Below are 21013 nucleotides of genomic sequence, written 5' to 3' on the forward strand. Positions count from 1 at the left end.
CGTCGCCCCTCTCGTCTCGTCGTCGCTTCCCTGCACGCCAGTGTAGGAGCGCGGGCGCCCGGCCGCGGTGGCGCTTCCGGGCGCTCCGCGCCCCGCTCAGCCGAACCGGCCGGCGGTGATCCGCACCCGGCGGTCGTCGGCGTCGAAGACGACGCTCGCGGGCCACTGCCCCCACCGGACCGGGATCGCCGGGGTCTGCGGGCTGCCGGTCCTGATGAACTGGCGCAGCGCGCCGGCCATGCGGTCCGACAGCGCGAGCCGCCCGGGCTCGTTGGCCTCGCTGAACGCGTAGGAGAACACGTTCCGGTCGAAGTTCCCGAACACGAACGGCAGGTCCATGGCGTGGACGGCCCCGTAGACGTCGTCGAACGGCGCCGGCTCGTTGTCCCACGCGAACTGGTAGTAGTACACGCTCCGGTTCCCGCTGTCCTGCAGCGTGTCCATGGAGCGCTCGGCGATGCCCATGAACACCAGCTCCGTCAGCTCGTCGGACACCTCGTTCCAGCCGCCCGGGGCGTCCACCGGGAGGTACCGGTCGACCAGGAGGTCCTCGACCGTCACACCGGTCGGGCGGTCGGGGTCGAACTCGTACTGCATGGTGAAGCGGTCGTAGTCGCTCGGCCGGTGGGCGCCGACGAGCGAGCCGAACAGCTTGCCCTCCTCGGTGGTGTTCCCGGCCAGGACCGGGACGTCGCGCAGGGAGCCGTCGCCGAGGGCGGCATAGGGGTCGGCCGGGACCACGGCGCCGTCGGCGATGACCGCCGGGGTGGCGTCCAGCCCGTGCCGCAGGGCCAGGGCCACCAGGTCGTCGGCGGACATCGCCTCCAGCAGGGGCGCACCGGCTTCGGGCCCGGACAGGCCGGCCTCCTCGGCCGCCGCGGCGGCGAGGTTCGCGGCGTAGGCGCGCGCGGTCGCCGGCGGCGTGGTGCTCATCCCGCCGCTCATCGGCACGGCCTTGTCGAACAGGCCGCGGGCGTCGGGGGCGACCATGAGGGCCCACACGTTCACCGCGCCCGCGGACTCGCCCATGATCGTGACGTTGCCCGGGTCGCCGCCGAAGGCGCGGGCGTTGTCGCCGACGAACCGCAGCGCCTCGATCTGGTCGAGGAGCCCGAAGTTGCCGGAGTCGGTCAGCGGGTCGCCGGTGTCCGCCCGGACCCCGTCGAACCAGCCGAAGAGCCCGAGGCGGTAGTTGACGGTGACCACCACCGCTCCGGCCGCCTCGGCCAGCGCCCGCCCGTCGTACATCGGGTCGGCGGCGTAGCCGACGACGTTGCTGCCGCCGTGGACGAACACCACGACCGGCAGGCGCTTGGCCGCGGTGGAGGGCCGGAACACGTTGAGCGTCAGGCAGTCCTCCTCCCCCACCGGCTGCCGGAGCCCGTCGCGGACCTCCAGGTCGTAGTGCGGGCCGTCGGGCGAGGGGCTGAAGAACCGGCCCGGTTGGGCGCAGCCGTCGCCGTACTCGTCGGCGTCGAGGACGGTGCTCCAGGGGCGGTGGGGGACGGTGGCCCGCCACCGGAGGTCGTCGACGGGCGGTTCGGCGTACGGGATGCCGAGCCAGGAGTAGGTGCCGGTGCCGCGCCGGTCGTCGACGCCGAGGACGGGGCCGAGGGTGGTCTGGCGCAGGAGGGGCGAGGCGCCGCCCTCGTGCCCGCGGTCGGCCACCGCGGCGGTGGGCGCGAGCACGAGTGCCAGCGCCGCGGCGAGGGCGGTGAGGAGGCGTCGGGTCGTCATGTCGGGCTCCCGGCGGTCGCGGTCTCGTCGTGTCCGGTGCGGTCGGTCGCGGTGCGGTCCTCGCGCCGGACGGTGGTGTGGAGGAGCGGGATGAGGGCCACGCCGAGCAGCGAGGAGCCGACGAGGACGATCCACGCGGAGGCGGCCGCGCCGGAGGCGGCCTCGGACCAGCCGTAGAGGTAGGGGCCGATGAAGCCGCCCATGAGTCCGATGGTGTTGATGAAGGCGAGGCCCGCGGCGGCCATGAGGCCCTGCATGCGCTGCTGCGCGACCGACCAGTAGAGCGGGAGGACGCCGATGAGGAAGAACATCGCGAGGTCGATGAGGAGGATGCGGGCGACGGGCGCGGTGGTGAGGACGTAGGCGACCGCGGAGGCGGCCGTGCCGAGGGAGCACCAGATGATGACCGCGACCTCGTTGCGGACGCGGCGCTGGACGGCGGGGATGGCGATGACGCCCAGCAGGGCGGCGATGCCGACGCTGCCGGAGACGAGGCCGATGAGGAACGGCCGGGTGATGTCGATGCTCTCGACGATGGAGGGGAAGTTGTACTGGATGGCGACCGAGGCGATCTGGTTGGCGAAGTAGACGGTCGCGAGGGCGAGGATGAACGGCCGTCCGAACGCGACCTTGACGTTGCCGCGGAGGGTGGGGTGGTCGGGGGCGGTGGCGACGCGGGCGCGCGCTTCGAGGACCGCGGCCTCGTCGGCGGTGAGCCACCTCGCCTCTGACGGCTTGTTCGGCAGCCAGCGCCAGACGGCGAGGCCGACGAGGACGGTGAAGCCGCCTTCGAGGAGGAACATCCACTGCCAGCCGTGCATGCCGCCGGTGCCGCCCATCTCCATGAGCGCGCCGCCGAGGGGGCTGCCGATGGCGAGGCCGAGGCAGACGGCCATGTATAGCAGGCCGACCATGGTGGCGCGCTGGGACTGCGCGAACCAGACCGTGATGATGTACATGAGGGCGGGGAACAGGCCGGCTTCGGCGGCGCCGAGCAGGAACCGGATGGCGTAGAAGCTCAGGTCGCCCTGGACGAGGGCCATGCAGGCGGTGAGGACGCCCCAGGTGATGGCGATGCGGGTGATCCAGGCCCGGGGGCCGACCCGGTGCATGATCAGGTTGCTGGGGACTTCGAGGAGGGCGTAGCTCAGGAAGAAGATGCCGGCGCCGAGTCCGTAGGCGGCGGCGCCGATGCCGACGTCGGCTTCGAGCTGGGTCTTGGCGAGGCCGACGTTGGTGCGGTCGACGAAGGCCATGAAGTAGGCGAGGCAGAGGAGCGGCAGGAGGTGGGTCAGGGCCTTCCTGGTGGCGGCGCGGTGCAGTGCGTCGTCGCGGGCCGCTGCGTGCGGCTGGGTCATGAGGGGTCCTCTCGACATTGAGTGGCACGCCGTGCCGCAGTTTGATCGACACTTTGGCATCTGGTGCCATGAGTGTGGCGCACCCGCATCCGAAAGGCAAGCCCCTGGCGCTCGCAGATCGATTGATTTCGATTCGCCGGGCGGCCCCGCGTGCACGGAGGCGAAACGGCGGAGGCCGGTGGGGTTCCACCGGCCTCCGCTGTGATCGTGCGCGCGGGGTCAGACCGCCTGGCGCACCGAGGCGATCGCCCACGGGGCGAGTTCGAGGTCGATGTCGAGGACGCCGTCGTCGGTGGCGGTCAGTGTGAAGCGGTGCAGGGCGTCCGCGACGTCGTGCAGGTGGCGGCTCTGCTCCCTGGTCGGGTTGAGCGGGCTTCCCATCGCGTACCAGGCTTCGGCGGGGTTGCCGTGGTCCCAGTCGAGGACCTCGACGAGGAAGACGGCGCCGGGGGCGAGGCCGCCGACGGTGTGCCGGATGCGGCGGCCGGGGCCCTGCTCGGCCAGGGCGCGGGTCTGGGCGTACGAGTCGGCCGAGCCGACTGAACGCGTCCCCATGTCCTCGGGGTAGTTGAAGAACAGTCCGGCGACCGCGGCGGTGCGGCTGTCGCGGGTGAGGACGCCGTGCGGGGTGGACAGCAGCAGCCGGTCGCCGAGGCGTTCGAGCATGGCCATGGCGTGGAAGGTCGGCTTGTGGACGCCGTCCTCGGTGACGAGGCCGAACCCGCCGTGGAAGGGGCCGATGCCCGCGCCGCCCTCCTCGAACACGTCGGTGAACGCCCAGTAGGAGATGGAGTCGGCGAGCGCGGCGCACTGGAGGTAGGCGCGGGTGATGGCGGTGGCGGCGAACAGCGTGTCGTGCATGCGGTCGCGCGAGGACGGCGAGGTGGACCACTCGGTGATGTGGACTTCGGCGTCGGGGTAGGCGGAGCCGGCGATGAGGTCGCGCAGGAGCCGCAGGTCGTCGTAGGTGGCGTCGGCGTACCGGGCGAGGGCCACGCCGTTGCCGTCGGAGCCGAAGGCGTAGTCGGTGGGGTACAGGTGGGTGGTCACGAAGTCGACCGGGACGTCGCGCTCGCGGCACCAGGTGAGGAACTCCTCGATCCAGACGGGGCGCCAGTCGAGGGCGTCGACGTCGGGGGCGGCGGCGGTGGCGTGGGAGGCGGCGCGGTCCTCGGTCTCGCCGAGGTAGCGGTCGTCGGGGACGAAGACGCTCGTGGAGGGCCCGCCCACGCGCAGGTGCGGGTCGATGCGCTTGATCGCCAGCGCGGTCTGCTCGTAGAGCTCGAAGTACTCGGTGCGGGTCCCGGTCCAGAAGTGGGGCACGAGGTTCGGTTCGTTCCAGACCTCGAAGCGCCACTGCCGGACCTCGTCGAGGCCGTAGCGCCCGATCCAGTGCTCGACGGTGCGGGTGACGAGTTCGACCCACTTGCCCATGTCCTTGGGCGGGCTGCAGTGGGCGTTCCACCAGAAGAGGGTGTCGGTGACGGTGGCGAGGGCGCGGGGCATGAAGCCGAGTTCGACGAAGGGGCGGGCGCCGGTCTCGAGGATGAAGTCGAAGACCTTGTCGACGTAGCTGAAGATGTGGACGGGCGCGGGGAGCCGGTTGTCGGGGCCGAAGCCGCCGCCGTAGGTCTCGCGGTAGACGAACATGTCGTCGTGGAAGAGGCCGTGGAAGCGGATGTAGCGGAAGCCGAGGGTGTCGACGGCTTCGGCGAACTGGCGCTGCCAGTCGGCGCGGAGGGCCTCGTTGGCGCGTCCGGCGCCGGCGCAGTCGCTCCAGACGTGGCGGAGGGGGTCGTCGGCGCCGGGGCGGCCGTCGACGGTGAAGAGGGCGGTGCGGTCGCTGTCCATGGCCTCGTTCCGTTGCCGTGCGCTATGTTTTCGAAATGTTTTCGAAATAGATTCGAGCGCTGTCAGGCTAGCGTTTGCTTCACGAGCTGTCAATACACTGCCGGTTCTAGATCACGGTCACATCGAGTCATCATCATGACTATGGTATGGTCGAAATGTTTTCGAAACTCCGAAAGGATTGCCGGTGGTGCAGCGCCCCCGTCCCGAGAAGGTCACACTGGCCGACGTCGCGGCGCGCGCGGGGGTCTCGCCCGCGACCGTCTCCAAGGTCCTCAACGGACGCAGCGACGTCTCCCCCAGCACCCGGGCGTACGTCCTCAACGTCATCGAGCAGGTGGGCTACCGGGGGACGACGCCGCGGCACGAGCGCCGGCGCAACCGCGCCCTGGTGACGGTCCTGGACTTCGTGGCCTCCCGCTACGCCGGCACCGTGCTCCAGAGCATCCTCGACACGGCCACCGAGGCCGACGCGGAGCTGCTGCTGCGCCTGCCCCCGGGCGAGAAGATCGCGAACTCCCGCACCAGCGCCCGCACCTGGGTCGCCCAGCAGCAGGCCGCCGGGGCGATCGGCGTCATCGGCCTCGCCGTCACCGTCCCCGACCCGATCATCGACGCCGCCAGGGACCTCGCACTGCCGGTGGTCGCCATCGACCCGATCGACACCACCGACTCCCGGGTCGTCAGCATCGGCGCCACCAACTGGGCCGGCGGCCGCTCGGCGACCGACCATCTGATCGAACTGGGCCACAAGAGGATCGCCTGGATCGGCGGCCCGCTCTCCTCCGCGCCCTCGGCCGAGCGCTTCCACGGCCTCCGCGCCGCGCTCGACGCCGCCGGCCTCCCCGCCGACCCCGACCTCGTCCGCCACGGCGCCTTCGAGGTCGAGTCCGGCCGGCTCCACGCGCGCGAGCTGCTGTCGCTCGCCGCGCCGCCCACCGCGATCGTCGCCGGCAACGACGAGATCGCCATCGGCGTCCTCGCCGCGGCGGCCGAACTCGACGTCGGCGTTCCGGCCGCTTTGTCCGTCACCGGATTCGACGACACCCCGCAGACTGAATGGATGACGCCGCGCCTCACCTCCGTCCGCCAGCCGCTCGCCGGCATGGGCAGGATCGCCGTCGAGACGGTGCTCGCCATGGCCGAAGGCACCGCGCCCGTCTCCAGGCACCTCCAGCTCGCCACCGCACTCAGCATCCGCGACTCGACCGGCCCAGTGCTCATCACGAAGGGAGCCATCCGATGAGCGAAGATCCCCACGTGCGCCGCAACCGCCTCCAGAACCGCTGGAGCGCCCGGCAGCAGCGCGAACGCGACCAGCAGCAGCACGAGCCCGCACAGTCCGCGGGCGGCGACCGCGACACCGAGGCGACGTCCTCCTCGGCGCGCGCCTCGGAGCACGTCGACCGCTGAGGCCGGGCGCCCGCGCCTCCCCGAGTCGGGGAAGCGCATCGTCGGCGCGCGGTGCCGTCCGCGCGCTGATCGCCGCGCCGGCCCGGGTCAGCCGATGTCGCCGGTGTACAGGGTGCCCACCGAGGAGTAGTCGACGCGCTTGCCCGCGGGGCAGTACCCGCGGAGGGTCCGGCCGTCGGCGCGCAGGTAGGGGCCGAGCCGGATCTGCGACTCGCCGGTGCAGCTCCACTCGACCCGGAAGGCCCAGTAGTTGGGGTTGGGGGAGCCCGAGGCGTCGCAGCGCGCCCACGCGTAGTTCTGCGAGGTGGGGTTGTCGCCGGTCCAGCCGGTGCCGGTCGTGCACGGGATCGCCAGGGTCCCGATGTCGTCGGCCGCCGCGCCCGTGGGCGCGTACTCGGGCGCCGGTGCCGCCGCGGCGGTGCCCGCGACGGCGAGTCCGCCGATCGACACCGCGAACGCGGCGGTGACCGCCGCGAGCATCCGCATGCGGCCCTTGAGGTGTGCTGCCATGATCCGCTCCTGTTCCCGCGACCGGGCGGACGCGTCGGTGCGCCTCGGTTCGCGTCGGGGTCCTCGACGCCGGTGCGTCGCGATGCTGCACAGTCTTTCGGTCCGGCGGCCCTCCCACCAGGCGGAAATCCGGCGGATCACAGGCGGGACCGCCTCGTCTCCGGGATCGCCGAACCAGCGGTCGTCCTCCTCGTCCACCGGTTGACCACCCTGCACCGCAGGCAGATCGCGGACGCCTACACCTCCTGAGGGCGCACCTCCCCCGAGCGGCCGATCGGTCGAACGGCCCCCAACTGCGGAGCGGTCGGCCGAAGCGGAAGGGGCGTCCCACTGGATACGTTGTCCTCATGCATACACGTCGTGATCTCGGAGAACTGCTCGCCGCCCGTGAACTCGTCGAGCAATGGGCCCAGGCGTACTGGCAGGCCGGCCACGACGACACCCCCGCCTGGGACGCCGTGCTGAACGGGGAGAACGTGGCCGCGGCCCGCGAGCGGTGGCTCGGAACGGTCGCGGCCGTGGACGGCCTCGACCGCGCCGTGTTCTTCGGCCGCATGGCGAACGAGCTCCTGGAGGCGAACCAGGCCCTCGGGCGCGCCGACGCCCTGGTCGAGCGGTCCGGGCGCACCTACGAGGCCGGGATCGAGGTCGGCGAGGCGCGGCACCGGCGGCAGGTGGCGCAGGACGAGTTCCTCAGCGCGGCGAAACCGCGGGTCGGCGGCGGCACCGCGGCGGTCGCCGCGGCCTAGACCGCGGCACCCGCGAAGGCCCCGCTACTCGTCGTCGGGCTCCGGGGCCGGGTCGCGGCGGAGGCGGACCTTGGTGATGGCGTTGCGCTTGATCTCCAGGACCTCGGCGGTGTAGTCCTCGATGGACACGGACTCGCCGGGACGGTCGGGGACGCGGCCGAGGTGATCGAGGACGAGTCCGGCGACGGTGGCGTAGTCGCCGTGGCCGGTCCGGTCGAGGTCCACACCGAGGTCGACGAGGTCGTGGAGGGGGAAGCCGCCGGGCAGGACGATGGCGCCGTCGTCCTCGCGCTGCACGGTCTGGATGTCGCGGTCGAACTCGTCGTAGATCTCGCCGACGATCTCCTCGACCAGGTCCTCCATGGTGATGATGCCCTCGACGGCCCCGTACTCGTCGACGACGATCGCGAACTGCTCGTGGTCGTCGCGCATCTGGCGGAGCGCGTCGGTGACCTTGAGGCTCTCGGGGAGCACCATGCTCGGGCGGGCCCGCTCGGTCACGGGGAGGTCGGTGCCGACGAGGTCCCGCAAGTGGACGATGCCGACCACGTCGTCGATGCCGGAGGGGCCGGCGACCGGGGCGCGCGAGTGGCCGGTGTCGATGAGGATCTGCGCGGCCTCGGCGGTCGTGGCGGCGGCGGGGATCGAGGTGACGTCGCGGCGCGGGATGACGATCTCGCGCAGCACCCGCTCGGCGATCTCGAACGCGCCGGAGAGGATGGTCCGCTGGTCGGCCGTGAAGTCGCGCTGGGCCTCGATGAGGTCGCGGATCTCCTCGGTGGTGACCTCGTCGCGCGAGGCGGCCGGATTGTTGCCGGTGATGCGCACGACCAGGTCGGTGCTGCGGCCCAGCAGCCAGACCGCGGGCCGGGCGATGCTCGCGAGGACGTCGAGCGGCCGGGCGACCAGGAGCGCCCAGCGCTCGGCGCGCTGCATCGCGATCCGCTTGGGGGCCAGCTCGCCGAACACCAGCGTCACGAAGGTGAGCACGAGCGTGACGAGGACGATCGCGACCGATTCGGCGCCCGAGCCGAACATCGACAGCGCCGGCACCAGCGGCTGGGCGAGCGCGACGGCGGCGGTGGCCGAGGCGAGGAACCCGGCGAGGGTGATGCCGATCTGGATGGTGGCCAGGAACCGGTTCGGGTCGCGCGCGAGCCTGGCGAGCACCCGCCCGCCCCGGGACTCGCGTTCGAGGCGCTGGATCTGGCTGTCGCGCAGGGTCACCAGCGCCATCTCGCTGCCGGCGAACACCGCGTTCAGTCCGATGAGCACCACGACCAGCGCGAGCTGCCCTCCATAGCCGCCCACGGCAACAACCTCCTCGATCGATGTTGCCGCGAGCCTACCGACCGCTACCGGCACCGGAGCATGAGGATTCGGGCGAATGCCCCGAAACGAACCCGAGGTGTGACCGCGGCCATACATAGGTGACACGGATGCGGCGGGCCGCGCTCGGACCTTCCGGAAGGGACCGGCAAGGGCGGTCATAGGATGCTGGGCATCCCGCCCGCTCCCTCGAAGGGACACGATTCCCCATGGCCCGCACCACTCCCGCTCTGGCCCTGACGAACGCGCTCATGGCCCCGGTCGCCCGCTCCCGCCGCAACCCCGACGCCGCGTGGGACAAGGCGGTGACCGCCGCGCAGCGCGAGGCCGGCGTCGAGATCGACAAGTCCGATCAGGACTGGATCGAGGAGTTCCGGTTCCTGCTCGGCTGCGTCGCCGACGTCCCCGGCCTGACGCCCATCGGCTGGATCAGCAGCCTCAACGACGCCCAGCAGCGGCTCGTCACCCGCCTGCGCGTGCGCCGCCTCCACCAGGAGCACCCCGGGATCGGCGCCGAGCCGATCGAGCGGCCGGTCTTCGTCGTGGGCCTGCCCCGCACCGCGACGACCCTCGCGCACCGCATCCTCGCCGCCGCCCCCGCGCACCGCGGACCGCTGCGCTGGGAGATGGCCCACCCGGACCTGGCCGTCGACCCCGAGGTGGAGCGCAAGCGCGTCAAGCTCGCCGAGAAGGCCAAAGTGGTCACCAAGTGGGCCCCGGACTTCGACATCGTCCACCCCGTCGAGGCCACCAAGGCCGAGGAGAGCATCCTGCTGCTCCCCCAGGGCATGTACCACGTCCTGTACCACTCGCCGATGCCGAAGTACCAGCGCTGGCTCGGCGAGCGCGACGCCGCGCCGGACTACCGGTACCTCAAGGAGGTCCTCCAGGTCCTCCAGTACGGGCGCGAGCGCCGCCGCTGGGTCCTGAAGAACCCGTTGGACCTCGGCGAGATGGCCACGATCAAGCAGGTGTTCCCGGACGCGGTGTTCGTGTGGACCCACCGCGACCCGATCACCGTCATGGGCTCGCTGTGCTCGCTCATCGACCTGTCGTACTCGCTGTTCCTCAAGCAGATCGACCGCGCGGCCATCGGGCGGCTCGCGCTGGAGGTCATGTCCGAGACGGTCGAGAAGGGCCGCACCTGGCGCCAGGGCAACCGCGCCTCCGTCGTGGACGTGCCCTACCACCGGCTCAACGCCGACCCCGACCGCTATGTGCCCGAGCTGTACCGCCAGCTCGGCGCGACCTGGAGCAACACCGACGCGGCCCACCTCGCGGACGCGCTCGCGCGCCCGGTCACCGACCGCCGCCACGAGTACTCGATCCGCCAGTTCGACCTGACCGAGGACGACATCGAGGGCGCCTTCGGCGACTACATGAACTGGGTGATGACCCTGAACAGCTAACGTGGCGCCCGCCGGGCCGGCGCCGCCGCGCGGGCGGGGCCGGTCCCGGCGCCCATGGCGTGCAGGGCGTTCGGCCGCAACCATTCCCCTGCGACCGGGTCAGACCAGGAAGCACGCCTCGTCGGCGTGGTCGGGGTCGACGCGGATCGACACGAGCCGGTCGAAGCACTTGACGTGCCCGTTCCACTCCAGCGCCTCCGTGCAGGCGAGGTAGACGTTCGGGCCGACGATGTACCCGTGGTCGCTCAGGAACCCCGTGCAGTCGAGGACGCCGGCCTGGGCGGGCGCGGGCGCGGAGAGCGCGAGGCCCCCCGCGAGCGCGAGCGCCGCCAGGCCCTGGACCGTGCGTCGAGCGAGTACGGACATGCGGGTCTCCTTCGCAGTCGAGGCCCCCACCGGAGGCTCGTCGAGCGTAGGAGGCGCCGGGACGCCCCGCCGGGGGAACGCGGGAACCCGGACTGGCGGATACCCGACACGTCCTCGGCCGCTTCACCTCCGGCGGGTCGCCGCCGACCGGACGGTGCCCGCGGCAGCCGCCGAAGCCGACCGGGCGCCGTGGGTCCGGTGCGCATCACGACGCCCGCCCGCTTCGGGCCCGGTGGGCGCTCGCTTCCCCCGCATGAGCGGGTTGGGGCGCTTTATGATGCACGGATGCCCCTCTCACGGCCCGCCGAGCCCACGCCGGCAGACGCCTCCGAACACTGCTCCGTGACGATCCTGGGCGAAGTCGGCGCCGTTGTGGACGGGTCGGAGGTCCCGGTGACCTCCCACCGGCTCCGAGCCCTGCTCGCGGGCCTGGCGGTCTCGGCCGACGCGACGGTGTCCTTCGACCGGCTCGCCGAGATCGTGTGGGGCGAGGACTTCCCCGGCAACGTGCGCCGCAGCCTCCAGACGTATCTCAGCCGGCTGCGCGCCGCGCTCGGGACGGGACGCGTCCTCACCTCTTCTTCCGGGGCGCGTCTTCGCGTCGATCCCGAGGACGTGGACGCGCTCCGATTCGAGCACCTGCTCGACCGGGCCGCCGCGGCGGGGGACGGCGAGGCGTACCCGCTCTTGGAAGAGGCCCTGGGTCTGTGGCGCGGCGAGCCGTTCACCGGGCTCGAGTCGCGGCTCCTGCTGGAGACCGATGCGCCCCGCCTGGTCGAGCGCCGCCTGGCCGCGATCGAACGCCTCGTCGACCTCGACCTCGCCGCCGGGCGGGCCGGCTCGCGCATCGCGGAACTGCGCGCCCTCGCCGCCGCGTACCCGCTGCGCGAGTCGCTGTGGACGCGGCTCGTCCTCGCCCTGTCGGCCACCGGCCGGGGCGCCGAGGCGCTGGAGGCGTACGAGACCGTGCGGACCCGTCTCGCCGAGGAGCTGGGCGCCGACCCCGGCGCCGATCTGCAACGGCTGCACCGCGAACTGCTCACCGAGGGCGCCGAGCCGCCCCCGTCCCCGCAGTCGGCGCCGCGGCCGGTGCCGGTGCCGCGGCAGCTCCCCATGGACGTCGACCACTTCGTCGGCCGCATCGACGAGCTGAAGGAACTCGAAGCGCTCGTGGCCGCCCCCTCCGGGCGGGGCTCGAAGGTCGCGGTCGTCACCGGCATGGCGGGGGTCGGCAAGACCTCCCTCGTCGTGCACTTCGCGCACCGGGCCGCCCCGAGGTTCCCCGACGGGCAGCTCTACATCGACCTCGCCGGATTCGGGCCCCGACCGCCGGTCGGGACCGACGAGGCCGTGCGGCGGCTGCTCGACGCCTTCGCCGTTCCGCCCGAACACGTCCCCGAAGACCTCGACGCCCGCGCGGGCCTCTACCGCAGCATCACCGCAGGGAAGCGCCTGCTCGTCGTCCTCGACAACGCCGCGGACCCCGAGCACGTGCGCGCCCTCCTCCCCGGCGGCCCCGGCTGCTTCACCCTCGTCGCCAGCCGCGACCGGCTCGGCGGCCTGGTCGCCGCCACCGCCGCCCACCCGCTCCCGGTCGAGCCGGTGCCGCCCGCCGACGCCCGGCAGATGTTCATGCGCCGCATCGGCCCCGACCGCGCCGCACGCGAACGCGCGGCGTTTGACGTGCTCGTCCAGCGCTGCTCCGGGCTGCCGCTCGCGCTCGCCGTCGCGTCGGCGCGCGCCGCCACCGCCGCCCACCTGCCGCTGTCGGACCTCACCGCGACCCTGTCCTCCCCGGTCGGCGTCCTCGACGGACTCGCCGGGCACGGGCCGGACCTGCGCGCCGTCTTCTCCTGGTCGTACCGCGGGCTCGGCGAGGACGCCGCGCGGCTGTTCCGGAGCCTCGGCACCGTCCCCGGCGCCGAGCTCACCGCAGAGGCGGCGGCGAGCCTCGCCGGGCTCACCGTCGCCCAGGCCGCGGTGGCGCTGGGCGAACTCGCCCGCGCCAGCCTCGCCGCCGAGCGCCCCGGCGGCAGGATCACCCTGCACGACCTCCTGTGCGCGTACGCGGCCACGCTGGCCGAGGAGTGCGACGACGACGCCGGCATCGCCGCGGCGATCGGTCGCCTCTGCGACCACTACACGCACACCGCGCACCGGGCCGACGCGCTCCTGGACCCGCAGCGGGACCCGATCGCCCTGCCCGAGCCGACCGTTCCCGTGCGCGAGCTGCCCGACCGCGACGCGGCCCTGGCCTGGTTCGCGCACGAGCGGCACACCTTGGCCAGGCTGGTGCGCCTGGCCGCCGATCGCGGATTCGACCGCCGGTGCTGGCGGCTGGCCTGGGCGATGACGACCTACCTCGACCTGTCGAGCCTCTGGGAGGACTGGGCCGCCACCCAGCGCCTCGCGGCCGCCGCCGCGGCCCGCGAGGGCGAGCCGGCGCAGGTCGCGCTGTCGCGCCGGCTGCTCGGACGCGCGCTGGTCCGCATGGACCGGCTCGGCGAGGCGACCGGCCAGTTCCTGTCCGCGCTCGACCACTACGCGATCGCGCCCGACCCCGTCGGCGAGGCGATGACGTACATCAACCTCGGCTGGCTCGAAGAGACCCGCCTCGACTTCCAGGCCGCTCTGCGGCACAACCGGTGCGCACTGGACCGGTTCGAGGCGGCCGGGCACGTCGTCGGCCAGTCCAGGGCGCTCAACGCGCTCGGCTGGGACCACCTCAGACTCGGCGAGTTCGAACCGGCGCGCGAACTGTGCGAGACCGCCCTCGAACTCCAGATCCGGCTCGGCGACCGCCGCGGCGAGGCCGAGACCCTCGACAGCCTCGCCCATGTCCACCACGGGCTCGGTGCGCACGCCGAGGCCGAAGCGCACCTGGTCCGGGCGATCGGGATCTTCCGCGAGGTCGGCGACCGCTACAACGAGGCCGACCTGTACGGGACCCTCGCCGGCTTCCGCGAAGGATGGGGCGACGCCGACGGGGCGCGCATCGCCCGCGACCGCGCCGCCGCGCTCCTTGAAGCGATCGAGCACGCCGGCGCACCCGAAGCCGGAGAGGGGCCCCAGGGATCCGGCTCCTGACGGCGCGGGCGCGACCGCGCGCCGTCGGACCGCACACGTGCGCGAGCGCGGCGCCGCCGCTGAAGCGGATCTGACGCAGCGGTGAAGCCGCGCTGCCGTTGAATCGCCGGGTCACAACAGCGACCAGCGAAGGAAGTGAACCGATGACCACGATCCTCATCGAGCCCGCGCGCAACGACGACATCTTCGACCTCGACTTCCAATCGGAGGTGGACGTCGACCTGCTGCCGCACGGCAGCCAGCCGACCGACAACTGCGCGACCAGCCCCTGCGCCACCGCGACCTGTTTCACCGTGAGCTGCAACCAGTGCTGCGCGGCCTCGGACTGGAAGAGCGGCTGCTGACGGCACCGCAAGGCGACGGCCCGCGCACGCAGGCATAGCGGCGAGGCGGGATGGCCCAGGCGACCAGGAAGCAGAGAGACCCATGAGCAAGGACCTGTTCCGCGCGCAGCGGGCCGTCGTCGCCCGCATCGCGGTGACCCCGGCGGACCGGGCGGCCGAGACGTGGGCGGATCTCGCGCCCGACTCGCCTGGCTATCCCGACCGCCTCGCCGACTACCTGCGGCGGATCATCAAGGACCCCGTCGTCAGGGAGGCGCTCGCCGTCTCGAGTTCGAGCCTCTCGGAGACACTCGACCGGTTCGAGGCCGGGGAGGCCACGCCGGTGCCGAAACTGGAGCGGGCCGCGTTCGCCACGACCCGCTACCTGCTGCGGATGTGCACCAGGGCCACGCCCTTCGGCCTGTTCGCGGGCGTGGCCGCAGGCGGCTTCGGCGCCGCCGCGCAGGCCGCGCTCGGCGAGGACCACCGCAAGTGGGCCCGCGTGGACACCGGCTGGCTCGCCGAGGCGGCCGAGGGCATGGAGTGCCGGCCGGAGGTCCGCGCGAGGCTCCGCCTGGTCGCGAACAACCTGCGCCGCGAGCGGGGCGACCGCCTGGAGCTGTTCTACACCCAGGAGAAGGAGCACGCCGCCGGATTCCGGGAGGCCGGCAGCTCCTCCATCCGCCGCACTCCCGCCGTGGCCGCCGCGATGCGGCTCGCCCGGCGCCCGATCTCCTACCGCGACCTCGAAGCCGCCCTGGGCCGCGAACTCCCCGGAGCCGAACCGGACGCGATCGCCGGGCTCGTCGACGACCTCGTGCGCCGGCGGTTCCTGCTGAGCGACCTCCCGCCGCACCCCACCGACACCGAACCGGCCGACCACTTCGCCGCCAAGCTCGCCGGCACGCCGGTCGCGCCGGTCCTGGACGCCGCTCGGGAGGCCGGCGAGGCGTACTGCCGCACCCCGCTGGGGGCCGGCCGGCCCGAACTGCGCGCGATGACCGAGGTGCTCTCGGCCCACCACCCGACCCGGTACCCGCCCGTTCAGGTCGAGCTGCGCTACGACGGCGACTTCACGCTCCCGCCGGCCGTCGCCCGCGAGATGGAGCGGGTCGCCGCCGCCGTGTACCGCATCGCACCGAAGCCCTTGCCGCCCAACCTGAACGAGTACCACGGCGACTACCTCGAACGCTACGGCGTCGAGCAGGCGGTGCCGGTGCTCGACCTCCTCGACCCCGCCACCGGCCTCGACGCCCCGGCCGGGTACCGCATCCCCGCCTCCTCCCGGGAGACGCGCTCGGACGCCTCCTCGCCGTTCGACGCCGAACGCGCCGCCGCGCTCAACGAGCTCGCCTGGACCGCCGTCCGCGACCGCGGCGAACTGGTCCTGGACGAAGGGGCCGTCGACCGGCTCAGCGGTCCCCAGCCGGTGCGCGTCCCCGACGCGACCGAACTGTGCTTCAGGCTCTTCGCCGCCTCGCTCGCCGACCTCGACGAGGGCAGGTTCACCGCGGCGATGTCCCCGATCGGCGGCCCCACCAGGCCCGGCGCGATGGCCGGCCGGTTCATGCACATGTTCGACGGGGGAAGCGGCCTCGCCGATCCCGCGGGCCGCACCCGGCACGGCCGCGAGGTCCAACTGCTGTGCACGCCGGTGACCGAGCGGAACCGCAACGTGGCGACCGTCCCGCGGCTGCCGCTCCCCTCCCTTCCCATGGGCGTCTTCGAGGACGAGCCCGCGGCGATCGACATCGAGGACCTCGCCGTGCGGGCCGACCACCACGGCTTCTACCTCGTGCGGCTCTCGACCGGCGACGTGGTGCGGCCGGTCCTGCCGCACATGCTCAACACCAGGCACCAGTACCCGAACGTGGTGCAGCTCCTCCTCGACATCGAGCAGTCCTCGGCCGCGCCCGCCGCCCGCTGGTGGGACTGGGGACGCCTCGACCGGCTGCCGTACCTGCCCCGCGTCAGATACGGCAGGACCGTCCTCTCCCCGGCGCGGTGGCGCCCGGGCGCCGCGCTCGGCCGCGATGAGGACCGGTTGGACGACCGGCTGTCCGCGTGGCGCGAACGCTGGGACGTGCCCGCGCGCGTCGAGGCCGTCCTCCGCGACCAGCGCCTCGAACTCAACCTCGACTCCGGGCTCCACCGCACCATGCTCCAGCGGGAGCTGCACCGCAGTCCCGACCTGGTGCTGCACGAGAGCCTCACCGGCGAAGGCGCGGGACTGCGGTGGCTCGACGGGCGCGCCGCCGAGTTCATCGTCCAGCTCGACGCCGCCGACCCCGCCCCGGCCCGCCCCGACCGTGTGGCGGTGGCGCCGCCGCCGAGCGCGATCCGGTACGAGCCCGGGACCGAATGGCTGTACGCCAAGCTCTACGCCGTCGAACGCAGCCACGACGACGTCCTCTGCCGAAGCCTGCCCGCGCTGCTGGCCGACCTCCCCTCCGGCGTCGACCGGTGGTTCTTCATCCGCTACCGCGACCCCGAGCCGCACCTGCGCCTGCGGTTCCACGGCGACCCCGAGGCCGTCAACGGCGCCCTCCTGCCCGCCCTCGCCCGCTGGGCGGCCGCAGCCCGCGGGAGCGGACTCATCAGGCGGTTCGCCCTCGACACGTACGAGCCCGAGGTCAACCGCTACGGCGGCCCCGAGGCGCTCGCCGCCGCCGAGCGGTTCTTCCACGCCGACAGCGAGGCCGTCATCGGCCAGCTCCAGCGGCGCGCCGCGGGCCTGCGGCACCTGCCGCCCGAGCTGCTCGCGGCCGTGAACCACGTCGACATCCTCCGCTCGATCGGCGAGTGGGACTGGATGCGGTGGGCGGCCGAGACGCTCCCCACCGCGGCCGAGGACCGGTTCGAGCGGCACCTGCGCGACTACGTCGACCCCGCCGGGGAATGGACGCGGCTGTTCGCCGAGCCCGGGGGCCGGGGGCTGGCGGACTGCTGGACGGCCCGGGCCGGGGCCGGCGCCGAACTGGGCCGGTTCCTGCTCTCCGGCGACCTGTCCGGCGAGGAGTTCGACTCGATCCTGCGCAGCGTGCTCCATATGCACGCCAACCGCATGACCGGCGTCCACAAACCGCTCGAGTACCGCGCCCTGGACCTCGTCCGCGAACGGGCCCACGCCTTCCGGGCCCGAGCGGCGGCACGCGCATGACCGCGCCGGAGGCCGCGCTCGACCGCTGCGTCGCGCAGACCGCCGAACGGCTCGCCGATCCCGGGGCCGTGGCCGCGGCGACCGTGCACGACTCCCCTTGGATCGAGCTCGGCGACGACGGCCGGCGACCGCGCTGGCAGCCGGTGTCCCTGTCGTCCGGGGCGCCCGGGATCGCCCTGCTGTTCGCCGAACTGGCGCACCACGACGACGGGTACCGCCGCATCGCCCACGCCCACTTGACGGCGGCGGTCGCGCACGCGGGGCGGACCGGCGACGCCGGGCTCCAGACCGGACTCGCCGGGCTCGCCTTCGCCGCGCGGGCCGCGGCGCGGTCCCCGGCCGACTACGCGACGCTGCTGGAGAAGCTCGACCGCCGCATCATCGCGACCGCCGCGACCCTGCTCCCGGCCCGCCGGCACGTGGACGGCGCCTTCCGCGGAGCCTCGTTCCGCGAATACGACGCGGTGTCCGGGCTCGCCGGCATCGGCAGGTACCTCCTCGGTCGCCCCGAGCACCGCGGGTTCACCGCGGACGTCCTCGCGCGCCTCGTGGCGTTCACCGAGCCGCGCCGGGTGGACGGCGCCGAGCTGCCCGGCTGGTGGGTGGGCCACGGCCCGACCCCCGGCATGCCCGACGCGGGCGGGCACGTCAACTTCGGGCTCGCCCACGGCGCCGCCGGCCCGCTCGCGCTCCTGGCGATCGCCTGGAGCGAGGGCGTGCGCGTCCCCGGCCATGAGGAGGCGATCGGAAGGCTGGCCGACTGGTTCGTCGAGCAGCGCGATCGCGACTTCGGCGGCCCGGACTGGCCCGCGGCGCTCTCGCTGGCCGAGTACACCCGGGGACTCAGGCCCGATCGGCACCGCATTCCGCCCACATGGTGCTACGGCGCTCCGGGCATCGCGCACGCGATCCTGCTCGCCGGGGTCGCTCTGGACGAGCCGGCCTGGCGCGAGACCGCCCGAACGGTCCTGCGGGACGTGGTCGAGCGGCTCCGCCGCTCCCCCGGCCTCCCCGAGTCCATGCTGTGCCACGGCTGGTCGGGCCTGCTCCAGACCTTCCGGCGCGCCGACGCCCACCTCGCGGACCCGCTGATCCGGGAGGGCGCGGACGAGGCCGCCGCGCAGGCGCTCGCCGCGTTCGATCCCGAGCGGCACCCGTTCGGCTTCCGGGCCCGCAAGATGGGCGACAGCACCGGCCTCGACATGCCGGGGCTCCTCGAAGGCGCGGCGGGCACGGCGCTGGCCCTGCACGCCCACGCGCGGGACGGGGCTCCCGCGAGCGGCTGGGACGCCGCGCTCCTGCTGGCGTGAGGACTCAGCCGACGCCGCTGGGCAGCAGGAGCTGACGGCGCAGCATCTCGCGGTAGAGCGGGCTGGAGGCGACCAGTTCGTGGTGGTGCCCGGCCGCGGCGACCCGGCCCCGGTCGAGCAGCACGATCCGGTCGGCGTCGACGACCGTCGACAGCCGGTGCGCCACCACGAGCACGGTCCGGTCGCGCGCGACCTCGGCGATCGCGTCGCGGAGCGCGGCCTCGTTGCGGGCGTCGAGGTTGCTCGTCGGCTCGTCCATCAGCATGATCGGCGCGTCGGTCAGCAGGGCGCGGGCGATGGCGAGCCGCTGCCGCTCGCCGCCGGAGAGCCTGACCCCGTTGTCCCCCACCGGGGTGTCGAGGCCCTGCGGCGCCCGTGCGACGACTTCGGCGAGGCCCACCCGCTCCAGCACCGACGCCAGCCGCAGACCGCCCGCGTGCGGGGCCGCCAGCAGCAGGTTCTCCCGGATGGTGCCCGCCAGTACCGGAGCGCTCTGCTCGACGTAGCCGAGCCGCCCGCGCAGCCGCCCGGTCGTCATCCGGTCCACCGGGACGCCGTCGATGCGGATGGTCCCCGAATCCGGTTCGTAGAAGCGCTCGATGAGCGCGAGCACCGTCGACTTCCCCGCCCCGGACGGGCCGATGACCGCAGTGAGGCCGCCCGCCGGGACGGCGAAGCTGACGTCGCTGAGCACCGGCCGCCGGTCGTAGGAGAACGAGACCCGCTCGAACCGGATCGCCGCCCGGTCGGGCATGGCACCGGTCGGCCCCTCCGGTGCGGAGCGCTCGGCCGGCAGCCGCAGGACCTCCTCAATGCGCCCGAACGCGGCCAGGCCGGTCTGGAGCTGGGCGACGGCGCTGATCGCCTGGTTGATCGGCATCGTCAGCATCAGCAGGAACAGGACGAAGGCCACCAGGTCGCCGAGGGTCATCGCGCCGTTCGCGACACGGGTCGCCCCGACGGCGAGCACGAGCAGGAACGCCCCCTGCGACGCCACGCCGACCAGCGGGCCGAGGGAGGACTGGAGGCGGTTCAGCCGCAGTCGCGCCTCGTACGCCCGCCTGGCGCCGGCGGCGACGCCGGCGGACTCGCGGTCCTCGGCGCACGAGGCCCGGATGGTCCGCAGCGCCGACAGCGCGCGCTCGACGTCAGCGGTCATGGTGCCGAGCGCGTCCTGCACCGCTTCCGCCTCCTTGCGCAGGCGCCGCATCAGGAGGACCCCGGACGACATGCCGGCGGCGCCGGCCAGCGTGATGGCGGACATCAGCGGGTCCAGGAGCACCATCATCGCCATCGCACCGCAGACGACCAGCGCCCCGGACACGGATTCGATCAGGCCGCCGGTGAACACCGACTGGAAGAGCGCGGTGTCCGCGCCGACCCGCGAGATCAGGTCGCCGGTGCGGCGCCGGTCGAACTCCGCGACCGGCAGCCGCAGCATGTGGTCGACCAGGCGGCGGCGGGTGCCCAGCACCAGGCGGTCGGCGGTGCGGGTGAGCAGGAACTGCTGGAGGCCGGACAGGGCCGCGGTGCCCACGGCCAGTGCGGCGAGGAGCGCCACTTGGGGCCAGACCGGTCCCGACCGGCCCAGGCCGTCGAGGAGGCCGCGGGCGACGAGCGGCTGCGCCAGCGACATCGCCGCCCCGGCGAGTGAGAGCACCGCGACCACTGCCAGTGGGCGCCGGTACGGGCGGACGTGCGGCAGCAGCGCCGCGATCCCGGCCCTGGGCGCCGGATCGGGCTCCGGGGCCGGGCTCATGCGCGCGGCCCGCGGCCGCTGCGGACCGGGGGCACGGGGAGGCGGGCTGCTGCGGTCATCGCGGACCCTTTCAGACGGCGAGCGAAGGAGCCGACCGATTCAAGCGGCCGACGGCTTCAGAACGGCGTCAGAGCCGCTTCACGCCCCGCGGCGGCGGCCTTCGGTCCAGTTCGCCCTCGGCGTGCCCTCACGTTCCGCGATGTCCGGCAGCCTCGGCCACCTCCACTCCCGCCCCGGACCGGAGTCCGCGGCCTTCGACTGCTGCGCCCGCGCGAAGCGGATCTCCGGCGAACTCGGCGACCGCTTCGAGGAGGCCGACACCCGAGCCGTTCGGTCGATTCGTCCCGGAGTGTGAAGCAGATGTGAAGCCGCGGTGAAGCGCCGCGGCCGTTGACTGGCGGACGTCATCAATCCACACTTCGATCGGAGTCCGACCATGACGATGATGGAAACCCCGTGCACGACCCATCCCACGACCGCCGAACTCGACGACGACGGCTTCGACCTCGACATCCGCATCGCCGTCGCCAAGGACGCGGCGCTGCCGGAGGCCGGCTTCTCCTGCTCCTGGTACACCTGCTCGAAGTGCTGCACCCACACGTCGAACCCCGACAGGTGCTGCTGAGCTTCGGCTGAGGGTCCACTCGTGCCGAGG

General features: G+C 73.4%; 17 protein-coding genes. 10 read left to right on the plus strand and 7 right to left on the minus strand.

The genetic code is table 11. The features are described 5' to 3' along the window. Positions 1–96: 96 nt before the first annotated feature. The 3 genes from BLS99_RS09530 to BLS99_RS09540 form a co-directional block, all read right to left on the minus strand. The gene (locus BLS99_RS09530) at positions 97–1737 is read right to left on the minus strand and encodes a carboxylesterase/lipase family protein (RefSeq protein ID WP_091047477.1); all 1641 of its coding nucleotides are present in this window, start codon (positions 1735–1737) and stop codon (positions 97–99) included. Then, complete coding sequence (locus tag BLS99_RS09535; RefSeq protein ID WP_091047480.1) at positions 1734–3095, minus strand: MFS transporter; 1362 nt, start codon at positions 3093–3095, stop codon at positions 1734–1736. The genes BLS99_RS09530 and BLS99_RS09535 overlap by 4 nt, the downstream gene beginning before the upstream one ends. A 219-nt stretch (positions 3096–3314) precedes the next feature. Then, complete coding sequence (locus tag BLS99_RS09540) at positions 3315–4946, minus strand: GH39 family glycosyl hydrolase (RefSeq protein ID WP_091047483.1); 1632 nt, start codon at positions 4944–4946, stop codon at positions 3315–3317. Between the two features lie 187 nt (positions 4947–5133). Between BLS99_RS09540 and BLS99_RS09545 the strand changes: the two genes are divergently transcribed. Then, positions 5134–6189, plus strand: a complete 1056-nt coding sequence (locus tag BLS99_RS09545) for a LacI family DNA-binding transcriptional regulator (protein ID WP_218126375.1) — start codon at positions 5134–5136, stop codon at positions 6187–6189. After that, on the plus strand, positions 6186–6356 hold the full coding sequence (locus BLS99_RS26140) for a hypothetical protein (RefSeq protein ID WP_176953273.1): 171 nt from the start codon (positions 6186–6188) through the stop codon (positions 6354–6356). The genes BLS99_RS09545 and BLS99_RS26140 overlap by 4 nt, the downstream gene beginning before the upstream one ends. Before the next feature lie 87 nt (positions 6357–6443). Here the strand turns inward: BLS99_RS26140 and BLS99_RS09550 are convergent, their stop codons facing one another. Continuing rightward, complete coding sequence (locus tag BLS99_RS09550) at positions 6444–6866, minus strand: hypothetical protein (RefSeq protein ID WP_091047488.1); 423 nt, start codon at positions 6864–6866, stop codon at positions 6444–6446. A 347-nt stretch (positions 6867–7213) separates the two neighbouring features. On the opposite strand from BLS99_RS09550, the gene BLS99_RS09555 reads away from it, so the two are divergent. Further along, the gene (locus tag BLS99_RS09555; RefSeq protein ID WP_091047491.1) at positions 7214–7615 is read left to right on the plus strand and encodes a hypothetical protein; all 402 of its coding nucleotides are present in this window, start codon (positions 7214–7216) and stop codon (positions 7613–7615) included. A gap of 24 nt (positions 7616–7639) precedes the next feature. Here BLS99_RS09555 and BLS99_RS09560 read toward each other — a convergent pair whose 3' ends face one another. Beyond that, on the minus strand, positions 7640–8926 hold the full coding sequence (locus BLS99_RS09560) for a hemolysin family protein (protein WP_218126376.1): 1287 nt from the start codon (positions 8924–8926) through the stop codon (positions 7640–7642). A gap of 227 nt (positions 8927–9153) precedes the next feature. Here BLS99_RS09560 and BLS99_RS09565 point away from each other — a divergent pair, with 227 nt between their 5' ends. Then, a complete protein-coding gene (locus BLS99_RS09565; protein WP_091047500.1) occupies positions 9154–10353 on the plus strand; it encodes a sulfotransferase family protein in 1200 nt (399 codons plus the stop codon). Positions 10354–10452: 99 nt separating this feature from the next. On the opposite strand, the gene BLS99_RS26145 is transcribed toward BLS99_RS09565, so the two are convergent. Next, the gene (locus tag BLS99_RS26145; protein ID WP_176953274.1) at positions 10453–10719 is read right to left on the minus strand and encodes a hypothetical protein; all 267 of its coding nucleotides are present in this window, start codon (positions 10717–10719) and stop codon (positions 10453–10455) included. Positions 10720–11004: 285 nt separating this feature from the next. On the opposite strand from BLS99_RS26145, the gene BLS99_RS09570 reads away from it, so the two are divergent. From BLS99_RS09570 to BLS99_RS09585, 4 genes are all read left to right on the plus strand, one after another. After that, a complete protein-coding gene (locus BLS99_RS09570) occupies positions 11005–13806 on the plus strand; it encodes an AfsR/SARP family transcriptional regulator (protein WP_176953275.1) in 2802 nt (933 codons plus the stop codon). Positions 13807–13949: 143 nt separating this feature from the next. Further along, positions 13950–14150, plus strand: coding sequence for a hypothetical protein (locus tag BLS99_RS09575; protein ID WP_091047507.1), 201 nt, complete (start codon positions 13950–13952; stop codon positions 14148–14150). Positions 14151–14232: 82 nt separating this feature from the next. Further along, entirely contained in the window at positions 14233–17289 is a 3057-nt protein-coding gene (locus tag BLS99_RS09580; RefSeq protein ID WP_091047510.1) for a lantibiotic dehydratase, read from the plus strand. Next, on the plus strand, positions 17286–18599 hold the full coding sequence (locus tag BLS99_RS09585) for a lanthionine synthetase C family protein (protein WP_091047514.1): 1314 nt from the start codon (positions 17286–17288) through the stop codon (positions 18597–18599). Before BLS99_RS09580 ends, BLS99_RS09585 begins: the two co-directional genes overlap by 4 nt. 4 nt (positions 18600–18603) lie before the next feature. On the opposite strand, the gene BLS99_RS09590 is transcribed toward BLS99_RS09585, so the two are convergent. Next, positions 18604–20358 carry an ABC transporter ATP-binding protein gene (locus tag BLS99_RS09590; RefSeq protein ID WP_091047516.1) on the minus strand — a complete coding sequence of 585 codons (1755 nt, stop codon included), beginning with the start codon at positions 20356–20358 and terminating at the stop codon, positions 18604–18606. Positions 20359–20557: 199 nt separating this feature from the next. Between BLS99_RS09590 and BLS99_RS26150 the strand changes: the two genes are divergently transcribed. After that, on the plus strand, positions 20558–20713 hold the full coding sequence (locus BLS99_RS26150; RefSeq protein ID WP_176953276.1) for a hypothetical protein: 156 nt from the start codon (positions 20558–20560) through the stop codon (positions 20711–20713). Between the two features lie 81 nt (positions 20714–20794). Next, complete coding sequence (locus BLS99_RS09595; protein ID WP_091047519.1) at positions 20795–20983, plus strand: FDLD family class I lanthipeptide; 189 nt, start codon at positions 20795–20797, stop codon at positions 20981–20983. Positions 20984–21013: the final 30 nt, after the last annotated feature.

Source organism: Glycomyces sambucus, assembly GCF_900102815.1.
In the GTDB taxonomy this organism is placed as follows: Bacteria; Actinomycetota; Actinomycetes; order Mycobacteriales; family Micromonosporaceae; genus Glycomyces; species Glycomyces sambucus.

Coding starts and splice junctions, on each gene's coding strand:
- BLS99_RS09595 (WP_091047519.1), top strand. CDS start 20,795: ATGACGATGATGGAAACCCCGTGCACGACCCATCCCACGACCGCCGAA.
- BLS99_RS09575 (WP_091047507.1), top strand. CDS start 13,950: ATGACCACGATCCTCATCGAGCCCGCGCGCAACGACGACATCTTCGAC.
- BLS99_RS09550 (WP_091047488.1), bottom strand. CDS start 6,866: ATGGCAGCACACCTCAAGGGCCGCATGCGGATGCTCGCGGCGGTCACC.
- BLS99_RS09585 (WP_091047514.1), top strand. CDS start 17,286: ATGACCGCGCCGGAGGCCGCGCTCGACCGCTGCGTCGCGCAGACCGCC.
- BLS99_RS09570 (WP_176953275.1), top strand. CDS start 11,005: ATGCCCCTCTCACGGCCCGCCGAGCCCACGCCGGCAGACGCCTCCGAA.
- BLS99_RS26140 (WP_176953273.1), top strand. CDS start 6,186: ATGAGCGAAGATCCCCACGTGCGCCGCAACCGCCTCCAGAACCGCTGG.
- BLS99_RS09590 (WP_091047516.1), bottom strand. CDS start 20,358: ATGAGCCCGGCCCCGGAGCCCGATCCGGCGCCCAGGGCCGGGATCGCG.
- BLS99_RS09580 (WP_091047510.1), top strand. CDS start 14,233: ATGAGCAAGGACCTGTTCCGCGCGCAGCGGGCCGTCGTCGCCCGCATC.
- BLS99_RS09535 (WP_091047480.1), bottom strand. CDS start 3,095: ATGACCCAGCCGCACGCAGCGGCCCGCGACGACGCACTGCACCGCGCC.
- BLS99_RS09530 (WP_091047477.1), bottom strand. CDS start 1,737: ATGACGACCCGACGCCTCCTCACCGCCCTCGCCGCGGCGCTGGCACTC.
- BLS99_RS09540 (WP_091047483.1), bottom strand. CDS start 4,946: ATGGACAGCGACCGCACCGCCCTCTTCACCGTCGACGGCCGCCCCGGC.
- BLS99_RS09565 (WP_091047500.1), top strand. CDS start 9,154: ATGGCCCGCACCACTCCCGCTCTGGCCCTGACGAACGCGCTCATGGCC.
- BLS99_RS26145 (WP_176953274.1), bottom strand. CDS start 10,719: ATGTCCGTACTCGCTCGACGCACGGTCCAGGGCCTGGCGGCGCTCGCG.
- BLS99_RS26150 (WP_176953276.1), top strand. CDS start 20,558: ATGTCCGGCAGCCTCGGCCACCTCCACTCCCGCCCCGGACCGGAGTCC.
- BLS99_RS09555 (WP_091047491.1), top strand. CDS start 7,214: ATGCATACACGTCGTGATCTCGGAGAACTGCTCGCCGCCCGTGAACTC.